26 protein-coding genes and 1 tRNA gene are annotated in these 23118 nt (G+C 59.4%); 22 read left to right on the top strand and 5 right to left on the bottom strand.

Going from position 1 to position 23118, the window contains the following annotated elements; translation table 11 throughout:
- Positions 1-82 precede the first annotated feature (82 nt).
- From C8K66_RS06860 to C8K66_RS06850, 3 genes are read right to left on the bottom strand one after another with little or no spacing between them, the layout of a single operon-like run.
- On the bottom strand, positions 83-661 hold the full coding sequence (locus C8K66_RS06860) for a cob(I)yrinic acid a,c-diamide adenosyltransferase (protein ID WP_017847112.1): 579 nt from the start codon (positions 659-661) through the stop codon (positions 83-85).
- A gap of 2 nt (positions 662-663) precedes the next feature.
- A complete protein-coding gene (locus C8K66_RS06855) occupies positions 664-2700 on the bottom strand; it encodes an ATP-binding protein (RefSeq protein ID WP_026140048.1) in 2037 nt (678 codons plus the stop codon).
- Positions 2701-2746: 46 nt separating this feature from the next.
- The gene (locus C8K66_RS06850; protein WP_017847114.1) at positions 2747-3664 is read right to left on the bottom strand and encodes a putative 2-dehydropantoate 2-reductase; all 918 of its coding nucleotides are present in this window, start codon (positions 3662-3664) and stop codon (positions 2747-2749) included.
- A gap of 123 nt (positions 3665-3787) precedes the next feature.
- Between C8K66_RS06850 and C8K66_RS06845 the strand changes: the two genes are divergently transcribed.
- The gene (locus C8K66_RS06845; RefSeq protein ID WP_017847115.1) at positions 3788-4273 is read left to right on the top strand and encodes a YajQ family cyclic di-GMP-binding protein; all 486 of its coding nucleotides are present in this window, start codon (positions 3788-3790) and stop codon (positions 4271-4273) included.
- A 135-nt stretch (positions 4274-4408) separates the two neighbouring features.
- The gene (locus C8K66_RS06840; RefSeq protein ID WP_017847116.1) at positions 4409-5251 is read left to right on the top strand and encodes a mechanosensitive ion channel family protein; all 843 of its coding nucleotides are present in this window, start codon (positions 4409-4411) and stop codon (positions 5249-5251) included.
- A gap of 191 nt (positions 5252-5442) precedes the next feature.
- Here the strand turns inward: C8K66_RS06840 and C8K66_RS06835 are convergent, their stop codons facing one another.
- The gene (locus C8K66_RS06835) at positions 5443-6741 is read right to left on the bottom strand and encodes an OprD family porin (protein WP_079444592.1); all 1299 of its coding nucleotides are present in this window, start codon (positions 6739-6741) and stop codon (positions 5443-5445) included.
- A 743-nt stretch (positions 6742-7484) separates the two neighbouring features.
- On the opposite strand from C8K66_RS06835, the gene C8K66_RS06830 reads away from it, so the two are divergent.
- Together C8K66_RS06830 and C8K66_RS06825 are read left to right on the top strand one after the other, a co-directional pair.
- A complete protein-coding gene (locus C8K66_RS06830) occupies positions 7485-7910 on the top strand; it encodes an HIT domain-containing protein (protein WP_046382253.1) in 426 nt (141 codons plus the stop codon).
- 3 nt (positions 7911-7913) lie between these two features.
- Positions 7914-8120, top strand: a complete 207-nt coding sequence (locus tag C8K66_RS06825; protein WP_017847119.1) for a SlyX family protein — start codon at positions 7914-7916, stop codon at positions 8118-8120.
- A 67-nt stretch (positions 8121-8187) separates the two neighbouring features.
- Here the strand turns inward: C8K66_RS06825 and C8K66_RS31470 are convergent, their stop codons facing one another.
- A complete protein-coding gene (locus C8K66_RS31470) occupies positions 8188-8790 on the bottom strand; it encodes a cold-shock protein (protein ID WP_010566142.1) in 603 nt (200 codons plus the stop codon).
- 427 nt (positions 8791-9217) lie between these two features.
- Here C8K66_RS31470 and C8K66_RS06815 point away from each other — a divergent pair, with 427 nt between their 5' ends.
- From C8K66_RS06815 to C8K66_RS06730, 18 genes are all read left to right on the top strand, one after another.
- Positions 9218-9691, top strand: a complete 474-nt coding sequence (locus C8K66_RS06815; RefSeq protein ID WP_104902566.1) for a Dps family protein — start codon at positions 9218-9220, stop codon at positions 9689-9691.
- A 182-nt stretch (positions 9692-9873) separates the two neighbouring features.
- Positions 9874-10215, top strand: coding sequence for a ribbon-helix-helix domain-containing protein (locus C8K66_RS06810; protein ID WP_017847121.1), 342 nt, complete (start codon positions 9874-9876; stop codon positions 10213-10215).
- A gap of 182 nt (positions 10216-10397) precedes the next feature.
- Positions 10398-10619: an FmdB family zinc ribbon protein gene (locus tag C8K66_RS06805; protein ID WP_026140049.1), complete on the top strand. Its 222-nt coding sequence runs from the start codon at positions 10398-10400 to the stop codon at positions 10617-10619.
- A 109-nt stretch (positions 10620-10728) separates the two neighbouring features.
- Complete coding sequence (gene aspS / locus C8K66_RS06800) at positions 10729-12504, top strand: aspartate--tRNA ligase (RefSeq protein ID WP_017847123.1); 1776 nt, start codon at positions 10729-10731, stop codon at positions 12502-12504.
- A 135-nt stretch (positions 12505-12639) separates the two neighbouring features.
- Positions 12640-13386, top strand: coding sequence for a YebC/PmpR family DNA-binding transcriptional regulator (locus tag C8K66_RS06795; protein ID WP_017847124.1), 747 nt, complete (start codon positions 12640-12642; stop codon positions 13384-13386).
- Between the two features lie 157 nt (positions 13387-13543).
- A complete protein-coding gene (ruvC, locus tag C8K66_RS06790) occupies positions 13544-14068 on the top strand; it encodes a crossover junction endodeoxyribonuclease RuvC (RefSeq protein ID WP_017847125.1) in 525 nt (174 codons plus the stop codon).
- A gap of 68 nt (positions 14069-14136) precedes the next feature.
- A complete protein-coding gene (gene ruvA / locus C8K66_RS06785; RefSeq protein WP_017847126.1) occupies positions 14137-14748 on the top strand; it encodes a Holliday junction branch migration protein RuvA in 612 nt (203 codons plus the stop codon).
- Positions 14749-15807: a Holliday junction branch migration DNA helicase RuvB gene (gene ruvB, locus C8K66_RS06780; protein WP_017847127.1), complete on the top strand. Its 1059-nt coding sequence runs from the start codon at positions 14749-14751 to the stop codon at positions 15805-15807. It begins immediately after the preceding gene.
- 139 nt (positions 15808-15946) lie between these two features.
- Positions 15947-16402 (top strand): tol-pal system-associated acyl-CoA thioesterase, encoded by a 456-nt coding sequence (gene ybgC, locus C8K66_RS06775; RefSeq protein ID WP_046382255.1) that lies wholly within the window; start codon positions 15947-15949, stop codon positions 16400-16402.
- A gap of 1 nt (position 16403) precedes the next feature.
- A complete protein-coding gene (gene tolQ, locus C8K66_RS06770; protein WP_017847129.1) occupies positions 16404-17099 on the top strand; it encodes a protein TolQ in 696 nt (231 codons plus the stop codon).
- Between the two features lie 23 nt (positions 17100-17122).
- Positions 17123-17575 carry a protein TolR gene (gene tolR / locus C8K66_RS06765; protein ID WP_160384999.1) on the top strand — a complete coding sequence of 151 codons (453 nt, stop codon included), beginning with the start codon at positions 17123-17125 and terminating at the stop codon, positions 17573-17575.
- The gene (gene tolA, locus C8K66_RS06760; RefSeq protein WP_017847130.1) at positions 17575-18648 is read left to right on the top strand and encodes a cell envelope integrity protein TolA; all 1074 of its coding nucleotides are present in this window, start codon (positions 17575-17577) and stop codon (positions 18646-18648) included. The genes tolR and tolA overlap by 1 nt, the downstream gene beginning before the upstream one ends.
- 17 nt (positions 18649-18665) lie before the next feature.
- Positions 18666-19946, top strand: a complete 1281-nt coding sequence (gene tolB, locus C8K66_RS06755; protein WP_046382256.1) for a Tol-Pal system beta propeller repeat protein TolB — start codon at positions 18666-18668, stop codon at positions 19944-19946.
- A gap of 52 nt (positions 19947-19998) precedes the next feature.
- Positions 19999-20499, top strand: a complete 501-nt coding sequence (gene pal, locus C8K66_RS06750) for a peptidoglycan-associated lipoprotein Pal (protein WP_003209827.1) — start codon at positions 19999-20001, stop codon at positions 20497-20499.
- Between the two features lie 6 nt (positions 20500-20505).
- Positions 20506-21336: a tol-pal system protein YbgF gene (gene ybgF / locus C8K66_RS06745; protein WP_108524482.1), complete on the top strand. Its 831-nt coding sequence runs from the start codon at positions 20506-20508 to the stop codon at positions 21334-21336.
- Positions 21337-21500: 164 nt separating this feature from the next.
- Positions 21501-22148 carry a 7-carboxy-7-deazaguanine synthase QueE gene (gene queE / locus C8K66_RS06740; protein WP_017847133.1) on the top strand — a complete coding sequence of 216 codons (648 nt, stop codon included), beginning with the start codon at positions 21501-21503 and terminating at the stop codon, positions 22146-22148.
- Positions 22149-22164: 16 nt separating this feature from the next.
- Positions 22165-22839, top strand: a complete 675-nt coding sequence (gene queC, locus C8K66_RS06735) for a 7-cyano-7-deazaguanine synthase QueC (protein ID WP_162231531.1) — start codon at positions 22165-22167, stop codon at positions 22837-22839.
- Between the two features lie 63 nt (positions 22840-22902).
- Positions 22903-22978: transfer RNA gene (locus C8K66_RS06730), tRNA-Lys, on the top strand.
- Positions 22979-23118: the final 140 nt, after the last annotated feature.

Genomic DNA, 23118 nt, shown 5'->3' with positions numbered 1-23118 from the left:
CACTCCCACATTGGAAGGTGTTCACAAATCCAAATGTGGGAGTGGGCTTGCCCGCGATGGCGCCAGACCAGACACCTGATAATCAGTGGGGTTTGGCCGCCGCCTGCCACAAAATCTCCGCCACACCCTGGCGCTTGGCAATTACCCGCGCCGCCACAAACAGCAAATCCGACAGCCGGTTGATATACGCCAAAGCCACCCCCTCCAACGGTTCAACCGCATTCAGGTGCTGACAGCGGCGCTCGGCACTGCGTGCTGCGCTGCGGCACACGTGGGCCTGGGCGATCAGCGCTGAGCCACCGGGCAAGATGAAGTTCTCCAGCGCCCCGACCTCTTCGTTCCAGCGATCAATCGCTGCCTCCAGCCGATTCACCTCCGCCGCGTTCAGCGCTTTGTACACCGGCATCGCCAGCTCGCCGCCGAGGTCGAACAGACGATGCTGGCAAGGCGTCAGCACTTCGATCACGTCCTTCAGGTGCGGATGCTTGCCGCTTTGCTCTTCAAGGCCGGCCAGCAGCAAGCCCAACTGACTGTTCAACGTGTCGACTTCGCCGATGGCTTCCACCCGCGGGTGGTCCTTGGGCACGCGGCGACCGTCGCCGAGCCCGGTTTCACCCTGGTCGCCGGTACGGGTGTAAATCTTCGACAGGCGAAAGCCCATGATCAGTGCTCCAGTTGGGTAAGTTCAGCGGGGGACAATTGGCTGCCGGCCAGGGGCAGGCGCAACGTGAAGCAGGTGCCTTGGCCCAGGGTGGAATGCACTTCCATCTGCCCTTTGTGGTTATTGGTGATGATGAAGTACGACACCGACAACCCCAGCCCGGTGCCCTGGCCGATTTCCTTGGTGGTGAAGAATGGCTCGAAGGTGCGTTTGCGCACGTTCTCGCTCATGCCGATGCCGTTGTCTTCGACCTGGATCTCCGCCCAGGGCGGGTTGAGGCGGGTGCGCAGGATGATGCGCCCCGGCTCGCGGTCGTCTTCGCGCTGGTGAATGGCCTGCGCCGCGTTTTTCAGCAGGTTGAGCAGCACCTGTTCCAACTCGTTGGCGGTGCCGGGCACCGGGCCGAGCTGCGGGTCGAACTGGCGGATGATCGCCTGCCCCTTGAAGTCGAAGCCGATCGCCAGGTCAAAGTCGTTGCCGGCGATTTCCACCGCCTGGTCGATCAGCGCCGGCAAATCACACGGTGCCATCTGCCGATTGCTGCGCCGGCTGAAACTGAGCATGTGGGTGACGATTTTCGCCGCCCGCGCGCCGGCCTGCTGGATACCGTCGAGCAATTGTGGGACTTCGCGGCTTTGCAGGTAACGGTTGACCGTCTGCAGTTCGATGCCCACTTGTTCGGCGTGTTCCAGGTTCTTGGGCAGGTCGGGGGACAGCCGGCGGCGGATGTTCTGCACGTTATGCAGGATCGCCCCCAGCGGGTTGTTGATTTCATGCGCCATACCCGCAGCAAGGCCGCCGACGGAGAGCATCTTTTCCGACTGCACCATCATTTCTTCCAGGGACAGGCGCTGGGTGATGTCATCGATCCGGATCACCACACCGCGCCCGGCGCCGCCCATCAGAGGATAGAACGTCAGGGCGTAATGCTTGGATTCATCGTCCTTGACCCAGGTGACACGCTCGATGCGCTCCACCGTGTGTTGCTCGACCGTGGCCTTGATCTGCGGCAGGTAGGGTTTGAGCGGTTGGAAAGCGAGGTAGATCGGCTGGTTCAGCGCTTCATCCAGGCGCGTGCCGGAAAGTGCGGTGGCTTCCTGGTTCCACTGGGTGACATAGAGCTGTTCATCCAGGGCGATCAGCGCGGAGGGCATCGAGTCGATGATGCTGTTGAGATAGTTCTGGAAACCGGTGAGTTTTTTCTCGATCTTGCTGCGCACCTGGACTTCCAGCTCCAGTTTGCGGTTGGTGTGGCGGGTTTCTTCGGCCAGGCCCTGTGCCTGGTCGTAGGCCGCCTGGGACTCATCGCGCGCGCGCTTGAGCTGCTGCTCGCGGGCCTCGATGCGCGACAGCATGGTGTTGAAGGCTTCGGCCAGGCTGCCGATTTCGTCATGGTTGCCACGGCCGGCGCGCAGGGCGTAGTTCTCTTCGCGGGTGACCTGGCGCGACAGCTCTTCCAGCTCATGGATCGGCCGGGTGATCAGGCGTTTGATCTGCCGGGCGATGACCAGCCACAGCAGCACGCTGAAAATCAGGATGCCCAGGCTCGCCGTCAGCGTGCCGGTATAGAACGCCACCGGTAGCTCACTGCTGGCCACCAGCAACAAATGCCCGGAAGGCTGGCCGGGGCGGGGCAGGGTGATGACTTGGTTGCTGCGAAACTCGGTGAGGCGCCAGGCTTCGATATCCCGGTAGTTGCCCGGCAGGTGCAGGCGGTCGCCGTGTTGCATCTGCGCCAGGCGGTTGCCCTCGGCGTCGTACAACGCGGCTGCGCGCAGCGGCGAATAGCTGGTCAGCTCATTGAGCAGGGCGTCGGCCTTGGCCGGAGACTCAAGGGCTTCGGCGGCAAGCGCCGGGTTGGACACCAGCCGGCCAATCGCCTGCAGCGCCTGGGGCGCCATGCTCTCCTGGGAGATCCAGTAAGCGGCGCTGATAAAAGTCAGGTTGGCCACCAGTAACACAGTGGTCAGCAACACCAGCAGGGCGGCCAGCAGTTTCTGCCCTACCGGTAGGTTTTCAAGACGCTGGCGCAGTGGCATCAGGGGTTTCACAGGTAATAGACGAGTGGGCAGGGTAGCGCGTGCCTCAGTCGCGGGGCAATCCGCGTGCAACCAGCTGGTCGACGAGGCGCGTGTACACCTGTTGCAGATGCGGCAGCGTCAGCCGATGCCGAGCGGCGGCCTGGCAGGCGTAGCCCAGCAGGTAGCTGATTTCGGTGCGCCGCGCGCTGGCCACGTCCTGGTACATCGAAGAGTAATTGGCCGCCGTGGCCTGGATCACCCGTTCCACTTCCGTCTGCAGGTCCTGCGCCGCTGCCGGTTGGCCGCAGCATTGCAGCAGCTCGGTGAGTTCGGCGCACAAGGTTGCGACTTCGCACTGATGGGCTTGCAGGCCGCCATTGCGGCATTGGTACAGCACGGTCAGCGGGTTGATGGCGCAATTGAGTGCGAGCTTGCGCCACAGGCGCGTAAGAATGTCGCTGCTCCATTCGTGAGGGATGCCGGCGGCGCGCAAGTCGTCCAGCCACACCGGGGCCGTGGGGTGACTGGCGTCCCCCAGCCAGGTGTAGCCGTGGCCGGCAAACACCACGCGCCAATCGCCGTCGCGAAACGCGCCTTCGGTGCTGGAGGCAAAAATGCAGCGGGCCTGGGGATATTGCGCGGCGACGGCGTCCTGGCTGCCCAGGCCGTTTTGCAGCAGGATCAATTCGACGCCGGGCGCGAGACGCGATTGCAGGTGTGCGACGGCGCTTTGAGCGTCGTAGGCTTTGCACGCCACCAGCAGGCGATGGATCGGCTCGGGGCTGTCAGGCGTTTCGGCGAGTACCGGGTAAGTGTGCGCTACGCCGTGCTCCACCAGGGTCAGCCCGTCGGCCGCCTGATAGCTGGCCAGGCGTGCCGCATCGCGCAGGATCAGCTTCACCGGCAGGCCGGCGCGGGCCAGGCGGGTGGCCCACAGCGTGCCGAGGCTGCCGGCGCCGAGAATATGCCAGGTGGTCGACATCAGTTTGTGCTCCGTAGGGTCGCTCACAGCGAATGGGGCGAAAGAACCGCTATAATGCCCCGGCATTTTAGCTTGGGCGCGCTCCATCTCTACTGAGCCCGCCCCTTATATTGGAGAAATGACATGCCTTCGTTCGACGTGGTATCCGAACTGGACAAACACGAAGTCACCAACGCCGTCGAGAACGCCGTCAAGGAACTGGACCGTCGCTATGACTTGAAAGGCAAGGGCAGTTTCGAATTCAAGGAAAAGGAACTGACCGTCAACCTGACCGCTGAAGCCGATTTCCAGCTGGAAGCGATGATCGAGATCCTCAAGCTCGCCCTGGTCAAGCGCAAGATCGACGTGCAGTGCCTTGAAGTCAAGGACGCCTACGCGTCCGGCAAGCTGATGAAGCAGGAAGCCGTCCTCAAGGAAGGCATCGACAAGGAACTGGCGAAGAAGATCGTGGCGCATATCAAGGACGCCAAGCTGAAAGTCCAGGCCGCCATCCAGGGTGAGCAGGTGCGCGTCACCGGCAAGAAACGTGACGACCTGCAAGAGGCCATCGCTGCCCTGCGCGCCAAGACCTTCGAGATGCCGCTGCAGTTCAATAACTTCCGCGACTGATGGCACTTTGGGGAACCTGCGGCCGTTTTTGACGTCCCACGCCCCAGAACCTGCGCCTGCCATTGAGCCCTTCGGGGCTCAATTGCGTTAGTGGGCACAAAAAACGCCGTACATCCGGCAAACAGGAGAATGTAGATGGATTTGAACGCTGAAGTGGATCACCTGATCAAGACCTCCCAGTCGTGGATCCCGATGATCATGGAATACGGCAGCCGGGTATTGCTGGCCGTGATTACCCTGGCCATCGGCTGGTGGCTGATCAACCGCCTGACCCACAGAGTGGGGCGTTTGCTGGCCATCCGTAACGCGGACCTGGCGCTGCAGCACTTCATCACCAGCCTGGCGAACATCGTGCTGAAGGTCATGCTGATCGTCAGCGTGGCCTCGATGATCGGCGTGGAAACCACCTCGTTCGTCGCCGCCATCGGTGCCGCGACCCTGGCCATCGGCCTGGCCTTGCAGGGCAGCCTGGCTAACTTTGCTGGTGGCGTGCTGATTCTGTTGTTCCGCCCGTTCCGTATCGGCGACTGGATCGAAGCCCAAGGTACGTCTGGTACCGTCGACAGCATCCAGATCTTCCACACCGTGCTGCGCACCGGCGACAACAAGACCGTGATCGTGCCGAACGGCATCCTCTCCAACGGCATCATCACCAACACCAACCGTCAGCCTACCCGCAAGGTGGTGTTTGATGTGGGGGTGGACTACGAGGCCGACCTGCAGAAAGCCCGCGAAGTGTTGCTGGAGCTGGCAAAAGACCCGCGTGTATTGGCTGATCCGGCGGCAGTGGCCGTGGTTTCGACCTTGGGCGACAGTTCGATCACGGTGTCTTTGCGGTGCTGGACCAAGACGGCGGATTATTGGGACGTGATGTTCATGTTCAATGAACTGGCACGTGATCGCTTGAAAGCGGCGGGGATCGATATTCCATTTCCGCAGCGGGTTATTCGGGTGATGCAGGAAACAGCGGCGAAGTAATGAAAGGCATTTGCACTTAACTTGGCTGATAGGTCACGTTAAGTGCGGGAACGATACTGTCGTTAGTTAGCTTGCTAGTTATTTTACTGCTGAAATAATATTGCAATAAAAAAGCCGCTCCCTTGCATGCAGGGGAGCGGCTTTTAATTTAAGGCCGAAGCCTTAAGTCATCGTTGTAATCGAACGGGCAATTACAAGATGTTCAGCGGGTATTGCGCGATCAGACGCAGTTCGTCGAGCGACGCCGAACCGTAGTACACGCCGTCAGACGAGCGATAAGTCGCTTGGCGTATACGCAGGCTCAGGTCTTTCGCTGGGCCGCTCTGGATCACGTATTTGGCTTCGATGTCGCGTTCCCACTCTTTGCCGTTCGACGTGGTGCCAGTGTTGGCGCCGCTACCGTTGACGTAACGAGTCATGAAGCTCAGGCCTGGCACGCCGAAGGTGGCCATGTTCAGGTCGTAGCGAGCTTGCCAGGATTTCTCGTCTTCAGCGTTGAAGTCGGAACGGGCGATGGAGTTGGCCAGGAAAACCGTGCCGCCGCCGTCTACGCCGTAACCGTAGTCACCGTCACCGCTAACTTTCTGGTAAGCGAGGGTAAAGGTGTGAGCCTGGTAGGTGTAAGCGCCTTGCAGGCTGTAGGCACGGTTATCCAGCTTGGTGGTGTTGTCTTTTTCTGCGCGTTGCAGACCGGCGCCGTCGCTTTTGGTGCTGTAGATGTTGAAGTCTACGGCCAGGGACTGATCGGCGCTCAGCGCGTGGGTCCAGTTCACGTTGGCGTAAAGTTTCTTCCAGTAGTCTTCTACTTTCGAGTAGTAGAGGCTGGTAGTGAACTCTGGGGTCCAGGCGTAAACACCGCCCAGGAAGTTGGCATCACGCAGGCCACGGCCGGTAATCGGCTCGGAGCTGGAGATACTGTCCTTGTAGGTATGGTCTTGGGCGACGATCGAGGTGAAGTGACCGGCTTCAAGCTTCAGGTCTTTGATCTCGTTGCTGGTGATCGAGATACCTTGCGGCAACTCAGGCAGCAAGCGGCTGTCATCAGAGGCGAATACAGGCGCTGTGGTGTATTGATCGCCGGCTTTCAGCACGGTATTGGAGACGCGGAATTTAACTGCGGCGCCGCCTTTGGAGTAGTCGTCTTGCGAACGACCATCCGAACCTGTTGGGAACAGACCAGTGCCAGCACGGCCCTTGCCGCTATCGAGCTTGAGGCCCAGCAGGCCGATGGCGTCGACGCCGACACCGATGGTGCCTTGGGTGAAGCCCGATTGGTACAGACCGTTGAAACCAAGACCGGTTTCTTCGCTGCGGCTTTGGCCGGAGTCATTGTTGCGTTTGTCGCGGCTGAAATACAGCGCACGGGTATTGATACTGAAAGTGCTGTCTTCAACGAAGCCCTTGGCATCGTCTTGGGCAGACGCCATTGCGAACTGCGAGGTGCCTGCTGAAACAGCCAGGGCGATCATGCTCCACTTCATCACGCGCATCGTGATTTGCTCCTTTGGTTTTAGGAAGAGTACTGCCGTCCCACCTGTATTTTTATCTGGGCGGCTCTTTCTTTTTTTGTGTCCGCGTAAAGTTATATCACGCTGACTCTAATGACGATACTTACCCATCTTTCCTTTCAGCTTCTTTACGAGGCTGTCGTGAATTGCTAGGTCCATGTCGCAAATTCACAGTCCGAATGTTACCGAACTGACAACTTCAATGCTGTTTTCAAACCCTTTTCTAAGTTTGAATGCATCCTTGATACGCATTGACTCGCTAGTGTTCTTATCGCGAAACACCCGCTTCCCGAAGGGTGCCGTTGCCGACGATGTGGGTGTGAATGCAACAAGCGCGCCCAAACCGGTAACTGAATGTCATTTTTTCGTGAAAAGCCTCACTGCAGTGTAAAAACCGCATAAACACGGGCCTCTCAAGCCGTTCAGTTTGTCCTTGACGGCCATGCATTCCATTGATTCGGTGGTGCATGAATCCTGTACCTGCGCGAAACGTTACCGGTTCACCCTCATGGGTGGGTACTTGGCGGATCTCTTTGAGGCATGAGTGGGTCATTTTGGTGCACTCCGATGAGTCCCGATTCAGCGTAGCTCAATTATTCGCCTGCCTCGAAAAGGGGCAGGTTTTTTATCGGGATGCGCGTTGGCGTCTGTATTCGAAGTGAAGCCGTCGGCGTTCGAAGGTATGCTGGGCGCCAGAATCTGACCTGCCGAACGGAGTGCCCGCGGTGTTCGCCTTAGATCAACGCCTGCAACAAGACACACTGACCATCGGGGACTTCCCGTTGTGCCGCCTGCTGCTGTCCAATGACTCGAATTACCCTTGGTTTATTCTGGTACCGCGCATAAACGGTATCAGCGAAGTTTTTCAATTGTCTGTCATAGATCAACAAAAACTGTGGAATGAAACGACAACCCTTGCGCAATTGCTGAGTGAAGGTTTCGGCGCCGACAAGATGAACATCGGCGCGCTGGGGAACGTTGTCAGCCAGTTGCATGTGCATGTGATCGTGCGCAAGCGCGATGACATGGCCTGGCCTGCGCCGGTCTGGGGCAAGCATCCGGCCCGGCCGTATACTGAAGAACAGGTGGCAGCGATCCGTGCGCGGTTGCGCGAGCTGTCACCTGCCGACTTCATCTTTAGCCAGGACTGAACCATGGATCTGCAAGACCGCGTGACCGACCTGGAAAGCCGCCTGGCCTTTCAGGACGACACCATCGAAACCCTCAACGACATCCTGGTCACCCAGCAGCGGGCGGTCGAACGCCTGCAACTGCAGATGACCGCGCTGCTCAAGCGCCAGGAAGAAATGGGCGGCCAGTTCGAGTCGTCCGAAGAAGAAGCTCCGCCGCCTCACTATTAATAGCCGCGCAATAAAAAACCGCGATCCAGCTTGTGCCGGATCGCGGTTTTTTTTGCCTGGCTTGGAATCAGCGACGCGGCAACGCGGCGATCACATCTTCGGCTTGCAGGCCTTTGTCGCGGTTCATGACGGAGAATTCCACACGCTGGCCTTCGACCAGGACGCGATGGCCTTCGCCACGGATGGCCCGGAAGTGGACGAAGATATCGTCGCCCGAATCGCGGGAAATAAAGCCGAAGCCCTTGGACGTGTTGAACCACTTGACGGTCCCGGTATCCCGATTGGTCATGTCGTAGTTTTGCGACGCGGCCGCAGGGGACGAACGGTAGAAGCTGATGGCCAGGTGAAGAACGATGGCGACCAGCGCAATCACCAGGCTGAGCAGGATGGCCGGGTGGCCGCCGACTTCAGGCATGGGTGCCAGGAGGGTGAGGGTTTGTACGACAACAGTCAGCACCAGCAGCGCGCTGACCAGGTTTTGCAGTTGATGACGCGTGCCTTTGTTCCAGTAAGGGATCACTGGCGCCAGCGTCAGGTTAAGAAGGCCGAACAAGGCCAGGTACAGAGCGTCATGTTGTTGCAGGTAGGGCAGGCTTTCAGGCTGCAGGCTCGGGATAAAGGACAGCAGCAAAGCTGCAACGCCCGTTAGCAGGTGGACGATTTTCAACATTTTGATTAACTCACGTTAAGACGGATCACAAGGAAGAGCTGACTGGCACGGTTCGCTTCTGAACAATGGGAGGCGTTGGGCACGTGCGCGGGTATCAGCCTATGCGCTGGCCGAAGAAAATAACGGCAGCGACACGCTGCCTATTTAACAGCAAAGGCTGTGCCTACTCAAATCAAGCATTTCCGGGCGTTGCAAGGGGCGGGGCATTTCTGCGTCAAACGCTTGTCCTAGACAGTTGCAGGCGTTTTGCCTGCTGTCGGGGAAATTTTCTGTCGCGCCTAAAGCCTTCACCGTCGCGGGCCAGCGAGGCCGCGCAGGGCGATTTGCCGCACGTCGCCTCGGTGCGTCGGGCTGCACACAGTGGGTACTCTTGCTAGAGTGATCCGGCACCTGATCAATGAATGCTGTTCAATTGAAGGGGATAAACATGGCAATCGATATCGGTATCAGTGAAGAAGATCGCAAATCCATCGTCGACGGGCTTTCGCGCCTGCTTTCCGATACCTATGTACTGTACCTGAAGACCCACAATTTCCACTGGAACGTCACGGGCCCCATGTTCCGCACGCTGCACTTGATGTTCGAAGAGCAGTACAACGAGCTGGCGCTGGCGGTGGACCTGATTGCCGAGCGCATTCGTGCCCTGGGCTTCCCGGCGCCGGGTGCCTATTCGATCTATGCGCGTCTTTCTTCGATCAAGGAAGAAGAGGGCGTGCCCAGCGCTGAAGAGATGATCAAGCAACTGGTGGCGGGCCAGGAGGCGGTTACGCGTACCGCGCGCGGTATTTTTCCGCTGCTCGATAAGGTCAGCGACGAACCGACGGCCGACCTGTTGACCCAGCGTATGCAAGTTCACGAAAAAACTGCGTGGATGCTGCGTTCCCTACTCGAAAGCAAGTAAACACCGACCTCGGGCGGCGCTGTCCTGGCGCCGCTCGCTTGTTTCTCCGTGCTTCCTGGCGTTGTCCTACGACTATCAACTCCCCGTCTTCTGGCTGCCCCCCGTCGTCCTGCTGTTTGATAGGCCCACTGTCCAATGGGAGAAGCCCATGGACTGCTGTTTGGCAATGGAGTGTCAGGTGTATGTCGCGTGGAGTGGGTAGTAGAGTGATGGAGACCTGTGGTTTTCATAAGATAAACGTCGACCCCTTTGTCAAAGGGTTCGATATGGGGCTGGCGCGGCCGTTGTCCCGATCGGTAAGGCTCAATGGGTTTTCCACTTGCCTGCGGCTGGAACAGATCTACTGGAATATCCTCACGGAAATAGCCAGGCTCAATGCCTGTTCAGTCAGTGCGCTGTTGTCTTATGTCGATCGGGAAGTGCATTTGCGCTATGGCGGCGTGAAGAACTTCAGCGGGCTGGTCAGGGTGGTCTGCGTGGTTCACGTATTAAAAGGCCGCGCTTGCCTGTCCAATCCCGAGTAATCCGGGGGTTCCGGGGCTGGCCCGGCGTTCAGGCGGGCCGGGCCTCGGGCAGAAAGCCGGCTGCGCTGCCTCGATTTACCAGATATAATCCCGCGCTTTGCCGCTGCAGGCGCTTTCTGCGCAGTGGCCTCTATCCGGAGGCCGGCGCGGCACAGTAACGATCTGATCGCCGAGACATCTCCATGCCCATGTACGACTATCAATGCGCTTCCTGTGGTCATCAGTTGGAAGCCATCCAGAAGATCAGCGACGCGCCGCTGGTCGATTGCCCAGCTTGCAAGGCGCCTGAGCTTAAAAAGATGTTGTCCATGCCGGGCTTCCGCCTGAGCGGCAGCGGCTGGTACGAGACCGACTTCAAGACCGGCTCGAAGAAGAATCTGGCGGGCGGCGACAAAGCAGACTGAGTTGAACTCTACGCGCAGGCTCCTGCATTATCCGTCCCCTGACTTATGTACGGTGACTGAGGCCAAGCCTGCCACCGAATTTCGAATTACGAGAAGTGAAACCACTACCATGATGCGCAGCCATTATTGCGGCCAACTGAACGAGACCCTGGAAGGTCAGGAAATCACCCTTTGCGGATGGGTTCACCGTCGCCGCGACCACGGCGGGGTGATCTTCCTCGATATCCGTGATCGTGATGGTCTGGCCCAGGTGGTGTTCGACCCGGACCGCGCCGAGAGCTTCGCCGCCGCCGACCGCGTGCGCAGCGAATACGTAGTGAAGATCACCGGCAAGGTGCGCCTGCGTCCGGCCGGTGCGGTGAACCCGAACATGGCGTCCGGCGCGATCGAAGTGCTGGGCTACGAGCTGGAAGTGCTGAACGAGTCGGAAACCCCGCCGTTCCCACTGAACGAATATTCCGATGTTGGCGAAGAAACCCGCTTGCGTTATCGCTTCCTGGACCTGCGTCGCCCGGAAATGGCCGAGAAGCTGCGTCTGCGCTCGCGCATGACCACCAGCATCCGTCGCTTCCTCGATGAAAACGGCTTCCTCGACGTTGAAACGCCGATCCTCACCCGTGCCACCCCGGAAGGCGCGCGTGACTATCTGGTGCCGAGCCGTACCCACGCCGGCAGTTTCTTCGCCCTGCCGCAATCGCCGCAGTTGTTCAAGCAACTGCTGATGGTGGCCGGCTTCGACCGTTACTACCAGATCGCCAAGTGCTTCCGTGACGAAGACCTGCGCGCCGATCGCCAGCCTGAATTCACCCAGATCGACATCGAGACCAGCTTCCTCGATGAAAAAGAGATCATGGGCATCACCGAACAAATGATCCGCAACCTGTTCAAGGAAGTGCTGGACCTGGAATTCGGCGAATTCCCGCACATGACCTTCGAAGAAGCCATGCGCCGCTACGGTTCCGACAAGCCTGACCTGCGTATCCCGCTGGAACTGGTGGACGTGGCCGACCAACTCAAGGACGTCGACTTCAAGGTGTTCAGCGGCCCGGCCAACGACCCGAAATGCCGCATCGCCGCCCTGCGCGTGCCTGGCGGTGCGAGCATGCCGCGCAAGCAGATCGACGACTACACCAAGTTCGTCGGCATCTACGGTGCCAAGGGCCTGGCGTACATCAAGGTCAACGAGCGTGCCAAGGGCGTTGACGGCCTGCAGTCGCCGATCGTGAAAAACATCCCGGAAGCCAACCTCAATGTGATCCTCGATCGCGTGGGCGCAGTCGACGGTGACATCGTGTTCTTCGGCGCCGACAAGGCCAAGATCGTCAGCGAAGCCCTGGGCGCGCTGCGGATCAAGCTGGGCCACGACCTGAACCTGCTGACCTGCAAGTGGGCACCGATGTGGGTCGTCGACTTCCCGATGTTCGAAGAGAACGACGACGGCAGCTTCAGCGCCTTGCACCACCCGTTCACCGCGCCGAAGTGCTCGCCGGAAGAGCTCGAAGCCAACCCGGCGGGCGCTCTGTCCCGGGCCTACGACATGGTCTTGAACGGCACTGAGCTGGGTGGCGGTTCGATCCGTATCCACCGCAAGGAAATGCAGCAAGCGGTATTCCGTCTGCTGGGCATCAACGAAGCCGAACAGGAAGAGAAATTCGGCTTCCTGCTCGACGCCCTGAAGTACGGCGCACCGCCCCACGGCGGCCTGGCCTTTGGCCTGGACCGTCTGGTGATGCTGATGACCGGCGCCCAGTCGATCCGTGAAGTGATCGCCTTCCCGAAAACCCAGAGCGCTGCGGACGTCATGACCCAGGCGCCAGGTGTTGTGGATGCCAAGGCACTGCGCGAGCTGCATATCCGCCTGCGCGAGGCGCCAAAGGCTGAGTAAGGCCGCTGCGTGAAAGCGCGATAAGGTTTTACGCAGTCAAAAAGGCGCATCTTCGGATGCGCCTTTGCGTTACAAGGGTTGTATCCCGCCTGGGGCGGGGTTGATAAGGTTTCTAGAGAATTTCGGAGTTGTGTTATGGCTGGCCATTCCAAGTGGGCGAACATCAAGCACCGCAAAGAGCGTCAGGATGCCAAGAAAGGCAAGATCTTCACCAAGTGGATTCGCGAACTGACCGTCGCCGCCCGCCAGGGCGGCGGTGACCCAGGCTCCAACCCGCGTCTGCGCCTGGCGCTGGACAAGGCCCTCGGCGCCAACATGAGTCGCGACATCATCGACCGCGCCGTGGCCCGTGGCGCCGGTGCGGCCGATACCGACGACATGGTCGAGCTGACCTACGAAGGCTACGGCCCGGGCGGCGTGGCGGTGATGGTCGAGTGCATGACCGATAACCGCAATCGTACCGCCGCTGCGGTGCGTCATGCGTTCAGCAAATGCGGTGGCAACCTCGGCACGGATGGCTCGGTGGCCTACCTGTTCGAGCGCAAGGGCCAGATTTCCTTCGCGCCGGGCGTGGATGAAGACGCGTTGATGGAAGCCGCGATGGAAGCGGATGCCGACGACGTGGTGACCAATGAAGACGGCTCGATCGATGTGTTCACCTCGTTCGCCGGGTTCTATGCGGTGCGTAACGCGCTGGAAACCGCTGGTTTCAAAGGCACCGACGCAGAAATCGTGATGCTGCCGACCACCAGCGCCGAACTGGACCTGGACGGCGCGCAGAAAGTGCTGAAGATGCTGGATATGCTCGAGGACCTGGATGACGTGCAGAACGTCTACTCGAATGCTGACATTCCAGAGTCGGTCGCCGAGCAGCTAGGCTGACGGACGATGTGGATCTAAATGTGAGAGGGGGCTTGCTCCCGATTACGGTGTGTCAGTCATTTATGAATCGACTGAACCACCGTAATCGGGAGCAAGCCCCCTCCCACATTGGATTTTACCTGTATCAAAAATTGTGTTTACCCGACCTGCAGGCGTTATGACTTTAATTCTAGGTATCGACCCCGGTTCGCGCATCACCGGTTTTGGTGTGGTGCAACACACCCCGCGCGGCTGCGTGTATGTCGCCTCGGGCTGCATCCGCACCGGTGCGGGCGAGTTGGCCGAGCGCCTGCAGATCGTCTATCGCGGCGTGCGTGAAGTGATCCAGACCTACAAGCCGGTGACCATGGGGATCGAAAAGGTGTTCATGGCCAAAAACGCCGACTCGGCTCTCAAGCTCGGCCAGGCCCGTGGCGCCGCCATCGTCGCCGGTGCCGAGGAGGCCATGGAAATCGCCGAGTACACCGCCACCCAGGTCAAGCAGGCCGTGGTCGGCACCGGCGCGGCCAATAAAGAGCAGGTGCAGATGATGGTCATGCACATGCTCAAACTCACCTCCAAGCCGCAGATCGACGCCTCCGACGCCCTGGCCATCGCCATTTGCCACGCGCATACCCGTTCCAGCCTGCTGCCTCACGGCCTGGGGGCGGCACGTAGTCGTGGCGGGCGGCTGCGTCTCTGATAGCATCGGCGCAATCGTTATTTGCGGTCAGGCCTCGATCTGACCCCCAAGCTTTAAGGATCTGAACCGTGATTGGACGCTTGCGCGGCACCCTGGCTGAGAAACAGCCGCCGCACCTGATTCTGGATGTCAACGGGCTGGGGTATGAGCTGGAAGTGCCCATGACCACCCTGTATCGCCTTCCGTCGGTTGGCGAGCCATTGACCCTGCATACTCACCTTGTGGTGCGCGAAGATGCGCAACTGCTCTATGGCTTCATTGGCAAGCGTGACCGGGACTTCTTCCGCGAATTGATTCGCCTCAATGGCGTAGGGCCGAAACTGGCCCTGGCGCTGATGTCGAGCCTGGAAGTGGATGAACTGGTACGCGCGGTGTCGGCCCAGGACACCTCGGCGCTGACCAAGGTGCCGGGGGTCGGCAAGAAAACCGCCGAACGCCTGCTGGTGGAGCTCAAGGACCGTTTCAAAGCCTGGGAAGTCGTGCCGAGCATGTTCGCCCTGGTGCCGAACCAGCCGAACCAGCCGGCGGCCCAGGTGGCCAGTGCCGAAAGCGATGCGGTCAGCGCGCTGATTTCCCTGGGCTACAAGCCGCAGGAAGCCAGCAAAGCGGTGTCGGCCATCAAGGACAAGAACCTGAGCAGCGAAGACATGATCCGCCGAGCCCTGAAGGGAATGATTTAAGTGATTGAAGCTGATCGTCTGATCGCGGCCACCGGCCCCCGTGACCGTGAAGAAGTCCAGGACCGCGCCATCCGCCCCCTGAGCCTGGCCGACTACATCGGCCAGCCCACCGTGCGCGAGCAGATGGAGTTGTTCATCCAGGCTGCGCGTGGGCGCAGTGAATCCCTGGACCACACCTTGATCTTCGGCCCGCCGGGGTTGGGTAAAACCACCCTGGCCAACATCATCGCCCAGGAAATGGGGGTGTCGATCAAGTCCACCTCCGGCCCGGTGCTGGAGCGTCCGGGCGACCTCGCGGCGCTGCTGACCAACCTCGAACCGCACGACGTGCTGTTCATCGACGAAATCCACCGCCTGTCGCCCATCGTCGAGGAAGTGCTGTACCCGGCGATGGAAGACTTCCAGCTCGACATCATGATCGGTGAAGGCCCCGCGGCCCGCTCGATCAAGCTCGACCTGCCGCCGTTCACCCTGGTGGGCGCGACCACGCGCGCGGGCATGCTGACTAACCCGTTGCGAGACCGTTTCGGCATCGTCCAACGTCTAGAGTTCTATAGCACCGCAGACCTGGCGACCATCGTCAGCCGTTCGGCCGGCATTCTCGGCTTGCCCCTGGACCCCGAAGGCGCGTTTGAAATCGCCCGGCGGGCGCGGGGCACGCCACGGATCGCCAACCGCTTGCTGCGGCGCGTGCGCGATTTTGCCGAAGTGCGGGCCAAGGGGCATATCACCAAGGCCGTGGCCGACCTGGCGTTGAACCTGCTGGACGTGGATGAGCACGGCTTCGATCACCAGGATCGACGGCTACTGTTGACCATGATCGAGAAATTCGACGGTGGCCCGGTGGGCGTGGACAGCCTGGCAGCGGCCATCAGTGAAGAGCGCCATACCATTGAGGACGTGCTGGAGCCGTACCTGATCCAGCAGGGCTACATCATGCGTACACCAAGGGGCCGGGTGGTTACCCGCCATGCCTATTTGCACTTTGGGCTAAACATTCCGTCACGATTGGGCGAGATGCCCGTGCTAGACGAATTCCTCGATGCAGTGGACGATTAAAAAGGTCACTCGGGTCGATTTATTCAAGGTTTGTGCTGTCCTAGTGGCTGGCGTCGTCATTCAGTCGTTAGAAATGTTTCATAGAATGAAAAAACAGTTGCCCAGCCGGATTGGCAACCTGAGGAGTAAGCACTAGAGTATGCGCGCGCAAAACGGGGATCAGTCGTTCGCACATCGCTGTCGCGTTTATTACGAGGACACCGATGCTGGCGGCATCGTGTATTACGTCAATTACCTCAAGTTCATGGAGCGGGCTCGAACCGAGCGGCTACGGGAGCTGGGCTTTGCCCAATCCCAGCTGGCAGGGGAGGACCTGTTGTTTGTCGTGCATTCCAGCGAGGCGCGTTATTACGCGCCGGCGCGATTGGACGATGAGCTGCTGGTCAGCGCTGAAGTAATCGAATTGAACCGTGTCAGCCTGCGCTTTAAACAGCAGGTCAGGCGGGCTGCGGATGCAACGCTGCTCTGTGAGGGGCAGTTCCTGGTGGCGTGTGTGCGCCCCAATAGTTTGAAACCTCGGGCCATTCCCGAAACTCTACGTGCGGCCTTTGCCGCCGTGAGCGGCGCGGGTAAACAATCAAAGCAGGAGATTTAGCGTGGAACCTACCGTCGTCGACCATTCCTCCATGTGGAGCCTGGTCAGTAATGCCAGTGTTGTGGTTCAACTGGTGATGCTGATCCTGTTAGCCGCATCGGTTACATCCTGGGTCATGATTTTTCAGCGCAGCAACCTGCTGCGTGCCGGTCGACGTGCCCTGGAGAGCTTCGAAGAGCGCTTCTGGTCGGGTATCGACCTGTCCAAACTGTATCGCCAGGCCGGTAGCAACCCTGACCCGGATTCGGGCGTCGAGCAGATCTTCCGTGCCGGCTTCAAGGAGTTCTCGCGCCTGCGCCAGCAGCCGGGCGTCGATCCGGAAGCGGTCATGGAAGGCGTGGCCCGTGCCATGCGCGTGGCCATCTCCCGCGAAGAAGAGAAGCTGGAGCAGAGCCTGCCGTTCCTCGCCACCGTGGGTTCCGTCAGCCCGTACATCGGTCTGTTCGGTACCGTGTGGGGGATCATGAACTCCTTCCGCGGCCTGGCCCAGGCCCAGCAAGCGACCCTGGCCACCGTGGCCCCGGGTATCGCCGAAGCCCTGGTCGCCACCGCGATCGGCCTGTTCGCTGCGATCCCGGCGGTTATCGCCTACAACCGCTTCGCCGCGCGCGGTGAGACCCTGATCAGCCGTTACTACACCTTCGCCGACGAATTCCAGGCGATCCTGCACCGTAAAGTGCACACCAGCGAAGAATAAGCAGGTACTCCCCGATGGCTTTAATCACTCGAGCACGAACCAAGCGCAAGCCGGTCGCCGAGATGAACGTAGTGCCTTACATCGACGTGATGCTGGTGCTGCTGGTGATCTTCATGGTGACCGCGCCGATGCTCAACCAGGGTGTGAAGGTTGATCTGCCCAAGGTTTCCAGCGAAGCCTTGCCCCAGGACAACAACACCCAGGTGCTGACGATTTCGATCAAGGCTGACAAGACCTACTACTGGAACCTTGGCAGTGAAGTCGATACGCAGAAACAACAGGACAAGGCCCTGACCTTGCCGGCGATGACCGATGCGGTGACCAAGATCATTCGCTCCGGCAACGAAGGCGGCAAGCACACCCAGGTGTTCATCCGCGGCGACAAGTCGGTCGACTACGGTTCCGTCATGGGCGCCATGGGCGGGCTGCAGAAGGCCGGCGTCGGTAACGTTGGCTTGATTACCGAGGCGCCCTGATGCACCAACAGCGAGAGCCGTCCGCCTCGGAAAGCTACTTCTGGCCTAGCGTCTGGGCAATTGCCCTGCACGTCCTGGTGTTTGGCATGCTGTTCGTCAGCTTTGCCATGACCCCGGACCTGCCGCCAGCCAAGCCGATCGTGCAGGCGACCCTGTATCAGCTGAAATCGAAAAGTCAGGCCACTACCCAGACCAATCAGAAGATTGCGGGTGAGGCCCAGAAGTCGGCTGCGCGCCAGACTGAAGTCGAGCAGATGGAACAGAAGAAGGTCGAGCAGGAAGCAGTGAAGGCTGCTGCGGAACAAAAGAAAGAAGAGGCGGCTCAAAAGGCCGAGGAATCGAAAAAGGCTGACGAAGCGAAGAAGGCTGACGAGGCGAAAAAGGCTGATGAAGCCAAGAAAGCCGAGAAAGCTGCCGAAGCTAAAAAAGCCGAAGAGAAACAATTGGCTGATATAGCCAAGAAGAAATCTGAAGAAGAAGCCAAAAAAGCTGCCGAAGAAGAGGCCAAGAAAAAGGCCGCTGAAGACGCCAAGAAAAAGATAGTCGAAGACGCGAAGAAGAAAGCCGCCGAAGACGCCAAGAAAAAAGCTGAAGCAGACGAGGCGAAGAAGAAAATCGCCGACGACGCGAAGAAGAAAGCTGCCGCCGATGCCACCAAGAAAAAGGCCCAGGAAGCAGCGCGTAAATCCGCCGAAGAGAAAAAGGCCCAGGCCTTGGCAGATTTGCTCTCCGACACGCCGCAGCGTCAGCAAGCCTTGGCCGATGAACGTGGCGATGAAGTCGCGGGCAGTTTCGACGACCTGATTCGGGCGCGGGCAGCAGAAGGCTGGACACGTCCGCCTTCGGCACGCAAAGGCATGACAGTAGTGCTGCAGATCGGCATGTTGCCGGACGGTACGGTGACTTCGGTCAGCGTGGCCAAGTCCAGTGGTGACGGTTCGTTCGACAGTTCGGCGGTCGCGGCGGTCAAGAATATTGGCCGGTTGACCGAGATGCAGGGAATGAAACCAAGCGACTTCGCTCCCTATCGTTCATTCAAGATGACATTCACACCTGAGGATTTAGCCTTGTGAGAAACCTTCTTCGAGGAATGCTTGTCGTTATTTGCTGTATGGCAGGGATAGCGGCGGCGGATGAAAAGAACATCCTGGTCACCAGCGGTAGCGATCGGGCCACCCCGATCGCCGTTGTACCGTTCGGCTGGCAGGGCGGCAGCGTGTTGCCGGACGACATGGCCCAGATCGTCAGCGACGACCTGCGCAACTCCGGTTACTACGCGCCGATTCCCAAAGGCAACATGATCAGCCAGCCGACCCAGGCCAGCGAAGTCATCTTCCGCGACTGGAAAGCCGTGGGCGCCCAGTACCTGATGGTCGGCAGCATCGTGCCGGCCGGCGGTCGCCTGCAGATCCAGTACGCCTTGTTCAACGTGGCGACCGAGCAGCAGGTCTTGACCGGCAGCGTATCGGGCACCGCCGAACAACTGCGCGACATGGCCCACTACATCTCGGACCAGTCGTTTGAAAAGCTTACCGGTATCAAGGGGGCTTTCTCGACACGTCTGCTGTATGTAACGGCCGAGCGTTTCTCCGTAGACAACACGCGCTACACGCTGCAGCGTTCCGACTATGACGGCGCGCGCGCTGTGACCTTGCTGCAATCGCGTGAACCAATCCTGTCGCCGCGCTTCGCGCCGGACGGCAAGCGCATTGCCTACGTGTCCTTCGAGCAGAAGCGTCCGCGCATCTTCGTCCAGCACATCGATACTGGCCGTCGTGAGCAGATCACCAACTTCGAAGGCCTCAACGGTGCGCCAGCCTGGTCGCCGGATGGTTCGCGCCTGGCTTTCGTGCTGTCCAAGGACGGCAACCCGGATATCTACGTGATGAACATGGCTTCGCGCCAGATCAGCCGCGTGACCAGCGGTCCTGGTATCAACACCGAACCGTTCTGGGGTAAAGATGGTTCGACCATCTATTTCACCTCCGACCGTGGCGGCAAGCCTCAAATTTATAAAACGAGCGTGGGTGGCGGTGGCGCGGAACGCGTGACCTTTATTGGTAACTACAACGCCAACCCTAAGCTTTCGGCTGATGAAAAGACGTTGGTGATGATTCACCGTCAGGATGGTTTCACTAATTTCCGGGTTGCGGCCCAGGATTTGCAGCGCGGAACCGTAAAAATCCTTACAGATACCAACCTAGATGAGTCAGCCACTGTTGCGCCCAACGGCACCATGGTAATCTACGCCACCCGCCAGCAGGGCCGGGGAGTCTTGATGCTCGTGTCCATTAATGGACGCGTAAGGCTCCCGCTTCCTACCGCACAAGGCGAAGTCAGAGAACCATCCTGGTCCCCTTACCTGAACTGACGCGGCGCTACATGATTTGCTTAACACACTGGGGTTCATTAGGAGTTTCACGATGGAAATGCTGAAGTTTGGTAAGTTTGCTGCTCTGGCTCTGGCTCTGTCCGTAGCCGTTGGTTGCTCGTCTAAAGGCGGCGACAATGCCGGTGAAGGCGCAGCTGTTGATCCAAACGCTGGTTATGGCGCCAACACTGGTGCAGTTGACGGCTCCCTGAGCGAAGAAGCTGCTCTGCGCGCAATCACCACTTTCTACTTCGAATACGACAGTTCGGACCTGAAACCAGAAGCCATGCGCGCTCTGGACGTTCACGCGAAGGACCTGAAAGCTAACGGCGCTCGCGTTGTTCTGGAAGGTAACACCGACGAACGTGGTACTCGCGAGTACAACATGGCACTGGGCGAGCGTCGTGCGAAAGCCGTTCAGCGCTATCTGGTACTGCAAGGTGTTGCTCCAGGCCAACTGGAACTGGTTTCCTACGGTAAAGAGCGTCCAGTTGCTACTGGCCACGACGAGCAGTCCTGGGCTCAAAACCGTCGCGTCGAACTGCGTAAGTAATTCGTCATGCGAACGTGCCGTCGTGCTCTAACTGTATTGGCTCTCAGCCTCGCGCCGCTTGCGGTGTGGGCTGCGGTTCCTGTGGAAGATAGCAACTCAGGCTATAACAATAGCGGGAGCAGTTATCCGCCAGCAGGTTATGGCACGAACGGCGCCTATGCTGGGGGGGCGGCTACGTCCGCTCCCTCGGCACAGGGCGAACTGTTCAACCAGTTGCAACGCATGCAGGATCAATTGTCGCAGCAACAAGGCGCCATTGAAGTTCTGCAGAATCAAGTGAACCAGCTGAAGCAAGAAGGCCTGGAGCGATACCAGGATCTTGATCGACGCATAGGAGCCGGCGTTACACCTGCCGCTACTCCTGATAATTCTTCTGCCGGTGGCGCGCCAAATGCCGCCGCCGGTGGTGCAGCAGCAGGGGCCGCCGCCGCAGCCCCTGCCGCCAGCAGCGAACCGGGTGATCCGGCGAAGGAAAAACTGTATTACGATGCAGCCTTCGACCTGATCAAGGCCAAGGATTTCGACAAGGCCAGCAAGGCCTTCACCGCATTCCTCGGTCGTTACCCAAACAGTCAGTACGCGGGCAACGCCCAGTACTGGCTGGGTGAGGTAAACCTGGCAAAGGGTGATCTGCAGGGGGCGGGCCAGGCATTTGCCAAGGTCAGCCAGCTGTACCCCAAGCATGCCAAGGTGCCGGATTCGCTGTACAAACTCGCTGACGTAGAACGCCGCCTGGGTCACACCGACAAGGTCAAAGGCATTCTGCAGCAGGTCGTTGCCCAGTATCCGGGGACTTCCGCTGCCCAGTTGGCTCAACGCGACCTGCAGCGCTTGTAAGCGATGCTGTCCGTTTAGAAGAAACCCGCGCCTGGCGCGGGTTTTTTCGTTAGAATCCACGCCCTTTTATGAAACACGCTTCCTGGGGTTTACGCGTTGGCGGAATTCCTTGAAGTGCCTGACGGAGGCGGACAGCCTGTTTAGCTGTTACGCCCGTGGCGACTATGCAAGACACATTACGCATCACCGAAGTTTTTTACTCGTTACAGGGTGAAACGCGAACGGCCGGCCTGCCCACAGTATTTGTGCGCCTGACCGGTTGCCCCCTGCGTTGCCAGTACTGTGACAGCGCCTACGCCTTCAGTGGCGGCACCGTGCGAACCCTTGAAGACATCCTTGAACAGGTTGCCGGTTACCGGCCGCGCTACGTCTGCGTGACCGGCGGTGAGCCGTTGGCGCAACCCAACGCCATCCCTTTGCTCAAGCAGCTGTGTGACGCCGGTTACGAGGTGTCCCTGGAAACCAGCGGCGCCCTGGATATTTCCGCGGTGGACCCGCGTGTAAGCCGAGTGGTCGATCTCAAGACCCCCGGCTCCAAAGAGGCACATCGCAACCTCTACGAGAACCTGGACCTGCTGACGGCCAACGACCAGGTCAAGTTCGTGATCTGTTCCCGCGACGATTACGACTGGGCGAGCTCCAAGCTGATCCAGTACGGCCTGGACCGCCGCGCGGGCGAGGTGCTGTTCTCTCCAAGCCATCACGACCTGAACGCACGCGACCTGGCCGACTGGGTGGTGGCTGATAACCTACCGGTCCGTCTGCAACTGCAACTGCATAAATACCTTTGGAACGACGAGCCAGGACGCTGAAATGACTGAACAACCGATTGATCAAAAACGTGCGGTAATCCTGCTGTCCGGCGGCCTCGACTCCGCCACGGTGGTGGCCATGGCGCAGGCTGAAGGCTACACCTGCTACACCATGAGCTTCGACTATGGCCAGCGCCATCGCGCCGAGCTGAACGCCGCTGCCCGCGTCGCCCGCGACATGGGTGTGGCCGAGCACAAGGTCATTGGCCTGAATCTCAACGGCATCGGCGGCTCGGCGCTCACCGACAGCAGCATCGACGTGCCGGAAGCCCCCAGCGAAGGCATCCCGATCACCTACGTCCCGGCGCGCAACACCGTGTTCCTGTCCCTGGCCCTTGGCTGGGCGGAAGTGCTGAATGCCCGCGATATCTTCATCGGCGTCAACGCAGTGGATTATTCCGGCTACCCGGATTGCCGCCCAGAGTTCATCGAGTCGTTCGAACGCATGGCCAACCTGGCGACCAAGGCCGGGGTAGAGGGGCAGGGCTTCCGTATCCTGGCGCCGCTGCAAAACCTCAGCAAGGCCGATATCGTGAAGGCTGGCGTAGGGCTTGGCGTCGATTATTCGCTGACTGTTTCCTGCTATCAGGCAGACGATGATGGCCGTGCTTGTGGGAAATGCGACAGCTGCCGACTGCGTGCAGAAGGCTTCAAAATGGCCGGAATTACGGACCCAACGCGTTATTTTTGATTTATTTAAAATAAGGTGTTGAATAATCCTTAGAAATCAGTATTATACGCGCCACAACACAGCGGGTCGTTAGCTCAGTTGGTAGAGCAGTTGGCTTTTAACCAATTGGTCGTAGGTTCGAATCCCACACGACCCACCATTTTTGGCGGTTTAGAAAATCCGGAAGGCCCACGCAAGTGAGGATTTCCGGGTTTTTTTTTGCCTTGTGAAAAGCCCGTGCAAGCTGCCAAGTCCCACCACATGCAACCCGCCTTCCGATGCTGAAAGGCGACAGCGTGC

It is taken from the genome of Pseudomonas sp. GV105 (genome assembly GCF_003058185.1).
Lineage (GTDB): Bacteria > Pseudomonadota > Gammaproteobacteria > Pseudomonadales > Pseudomonadaceae > Aquipseudomonas > Aquipseudomonas veronii.
The sequence above is the reverse complement of the archived record's forward strand: the minus strand, read 5'-3'. Positions and strand labels throughout refer to the sequence as shown.

Coding starts and splice junctions, on each gene's coding strand:
- aspS (WP_017847123.1), top strand. CDS start 10,729: ATGATGCGCAGCCATTATTGCGGCCAACTGAACGAGACCCTGGAAGGT.
- C8K66_RS31470 (WP_010566142.1), bottom strand. CDS start 8,790: ATGTTGAAAATCGTCCACCTGCTAACGGGCGTTGCAGCTTTGCTGCTG.
- C8K66_RS06805 (WP_026140049.1), top strand. CDS start 10,398: ATGCCCATGTACGACTATCAATGCGCTTCCTGTGGTCATCAGTTGGAA.
- pal (WP_003209827.1), top strand. CDS start 19,999: ATGGAAATGCTGAAGTTTGGTAAGTTTGCTGCTCTGGCTCTGGCTCTG.
- C8K66_RS06835 (WP_079444592.1), bottom strand. CDS start 6,741: ATGCGCGTGATGAAGTGGAGCATGATCGCCCTGGCTGTTTCAGCAGGC.
- ybgF (WP_108524482.1), top strand. CDS start 20,506: ATGCGAACGTGCCGTCGTGCTCTAACTGTATTGGCTCTCAGCCTCGCG.
- C8K66_RS06815 (WP_104902566.1), top strand. CDS start 9,218: ATGGCAATCGATATCGGTATCAGTGAAGAAGATCGCAAATCCATCGTC.
- C8K66_RS06795 (WP_017847124.1), top strand. CDS start 12,640: ATGGCTGGCCATTCCAAGTGGGCGAACATCAAGCACCGCAAAGAGCGT.
- C8K66_RS06860 (WP_017847112.1), bottom strand. CDS start 661: ATGGGCTTTCGCCTGTCGAAGATTTACACCCGTACCGGCGACCAGGGT.
- C8K66_RS06810 (WP_017847121.1), top strand. CDS start 9,874: ATGTCGCGTGGAGTGGGTAGTAGAGTGATGGAGACCTGTGGTTTTCAT.
- ybgC (WP_046382255.1), top strand. CDS start 15,947: ATGCGCGCGCAAAACGGGGATCAGTCGTTCGCACATCGCTGTCGCGTT.
- ruvC (WP_017847125.1), top strand. CDS start 13,544: ATGACTTTAATTCTAGGTATCGACCCCGGTTCGCGCATCACCGGTTTT.
- C8K66_RS06855 (WP_026140048.1), bottom strand. CDS start 2,700: ATGCCACTGCGCCAGCGTCTTGAAAACCTACCGGTAGGGCAGAAACTG.
- queE (WP_017847133.1), top strand. CDS start 21,501: ATGCAAGACACATTACGCATCACCGAAGTTTTTTACTCGTTACAGGGT.
- C8K66_RS06840 (WP_017847116.1), top strand. CDS start 4,409: ATGGATTTGAACGCTGAAGTGGATCACCTGATCAAGACCTCCCAGTCG.
- tolA (WP_017847130.1), top strand. CDS start 17,575: ATGCACCAACAGCGAGAGCCGTCCGCCTCGGAAAGCTACTTCTGGCCT.
- C8K66_RS06845 (WP_017847115.1), top strand. CDS start 3,788: ATGCCTTCGTTCGACGTGGTATCCGAACTGGACAAACACGAAGTCACC.
- tolB (WP_046382256.1), top strand. CDS start 18,666: ATGCTTGTCGTTATTTGCTGTATGGCAGGGATAGCGGCGGCGGATGAA.
- C8K66_RS06850 (WP_017847114.1), bottom strand. CDS start 3,664: ATGTCGACCACCTGGCATATTCTCGGCGCCGGCAGCCTCGGCACGCTG.
- C8K66_RS06825 (WP_017847119.1), top strand. CDS start 7,914: ATGGATCTGCAAGACCGCGTGACCGACCTGGAAAGCCGCCTGGCCTTT.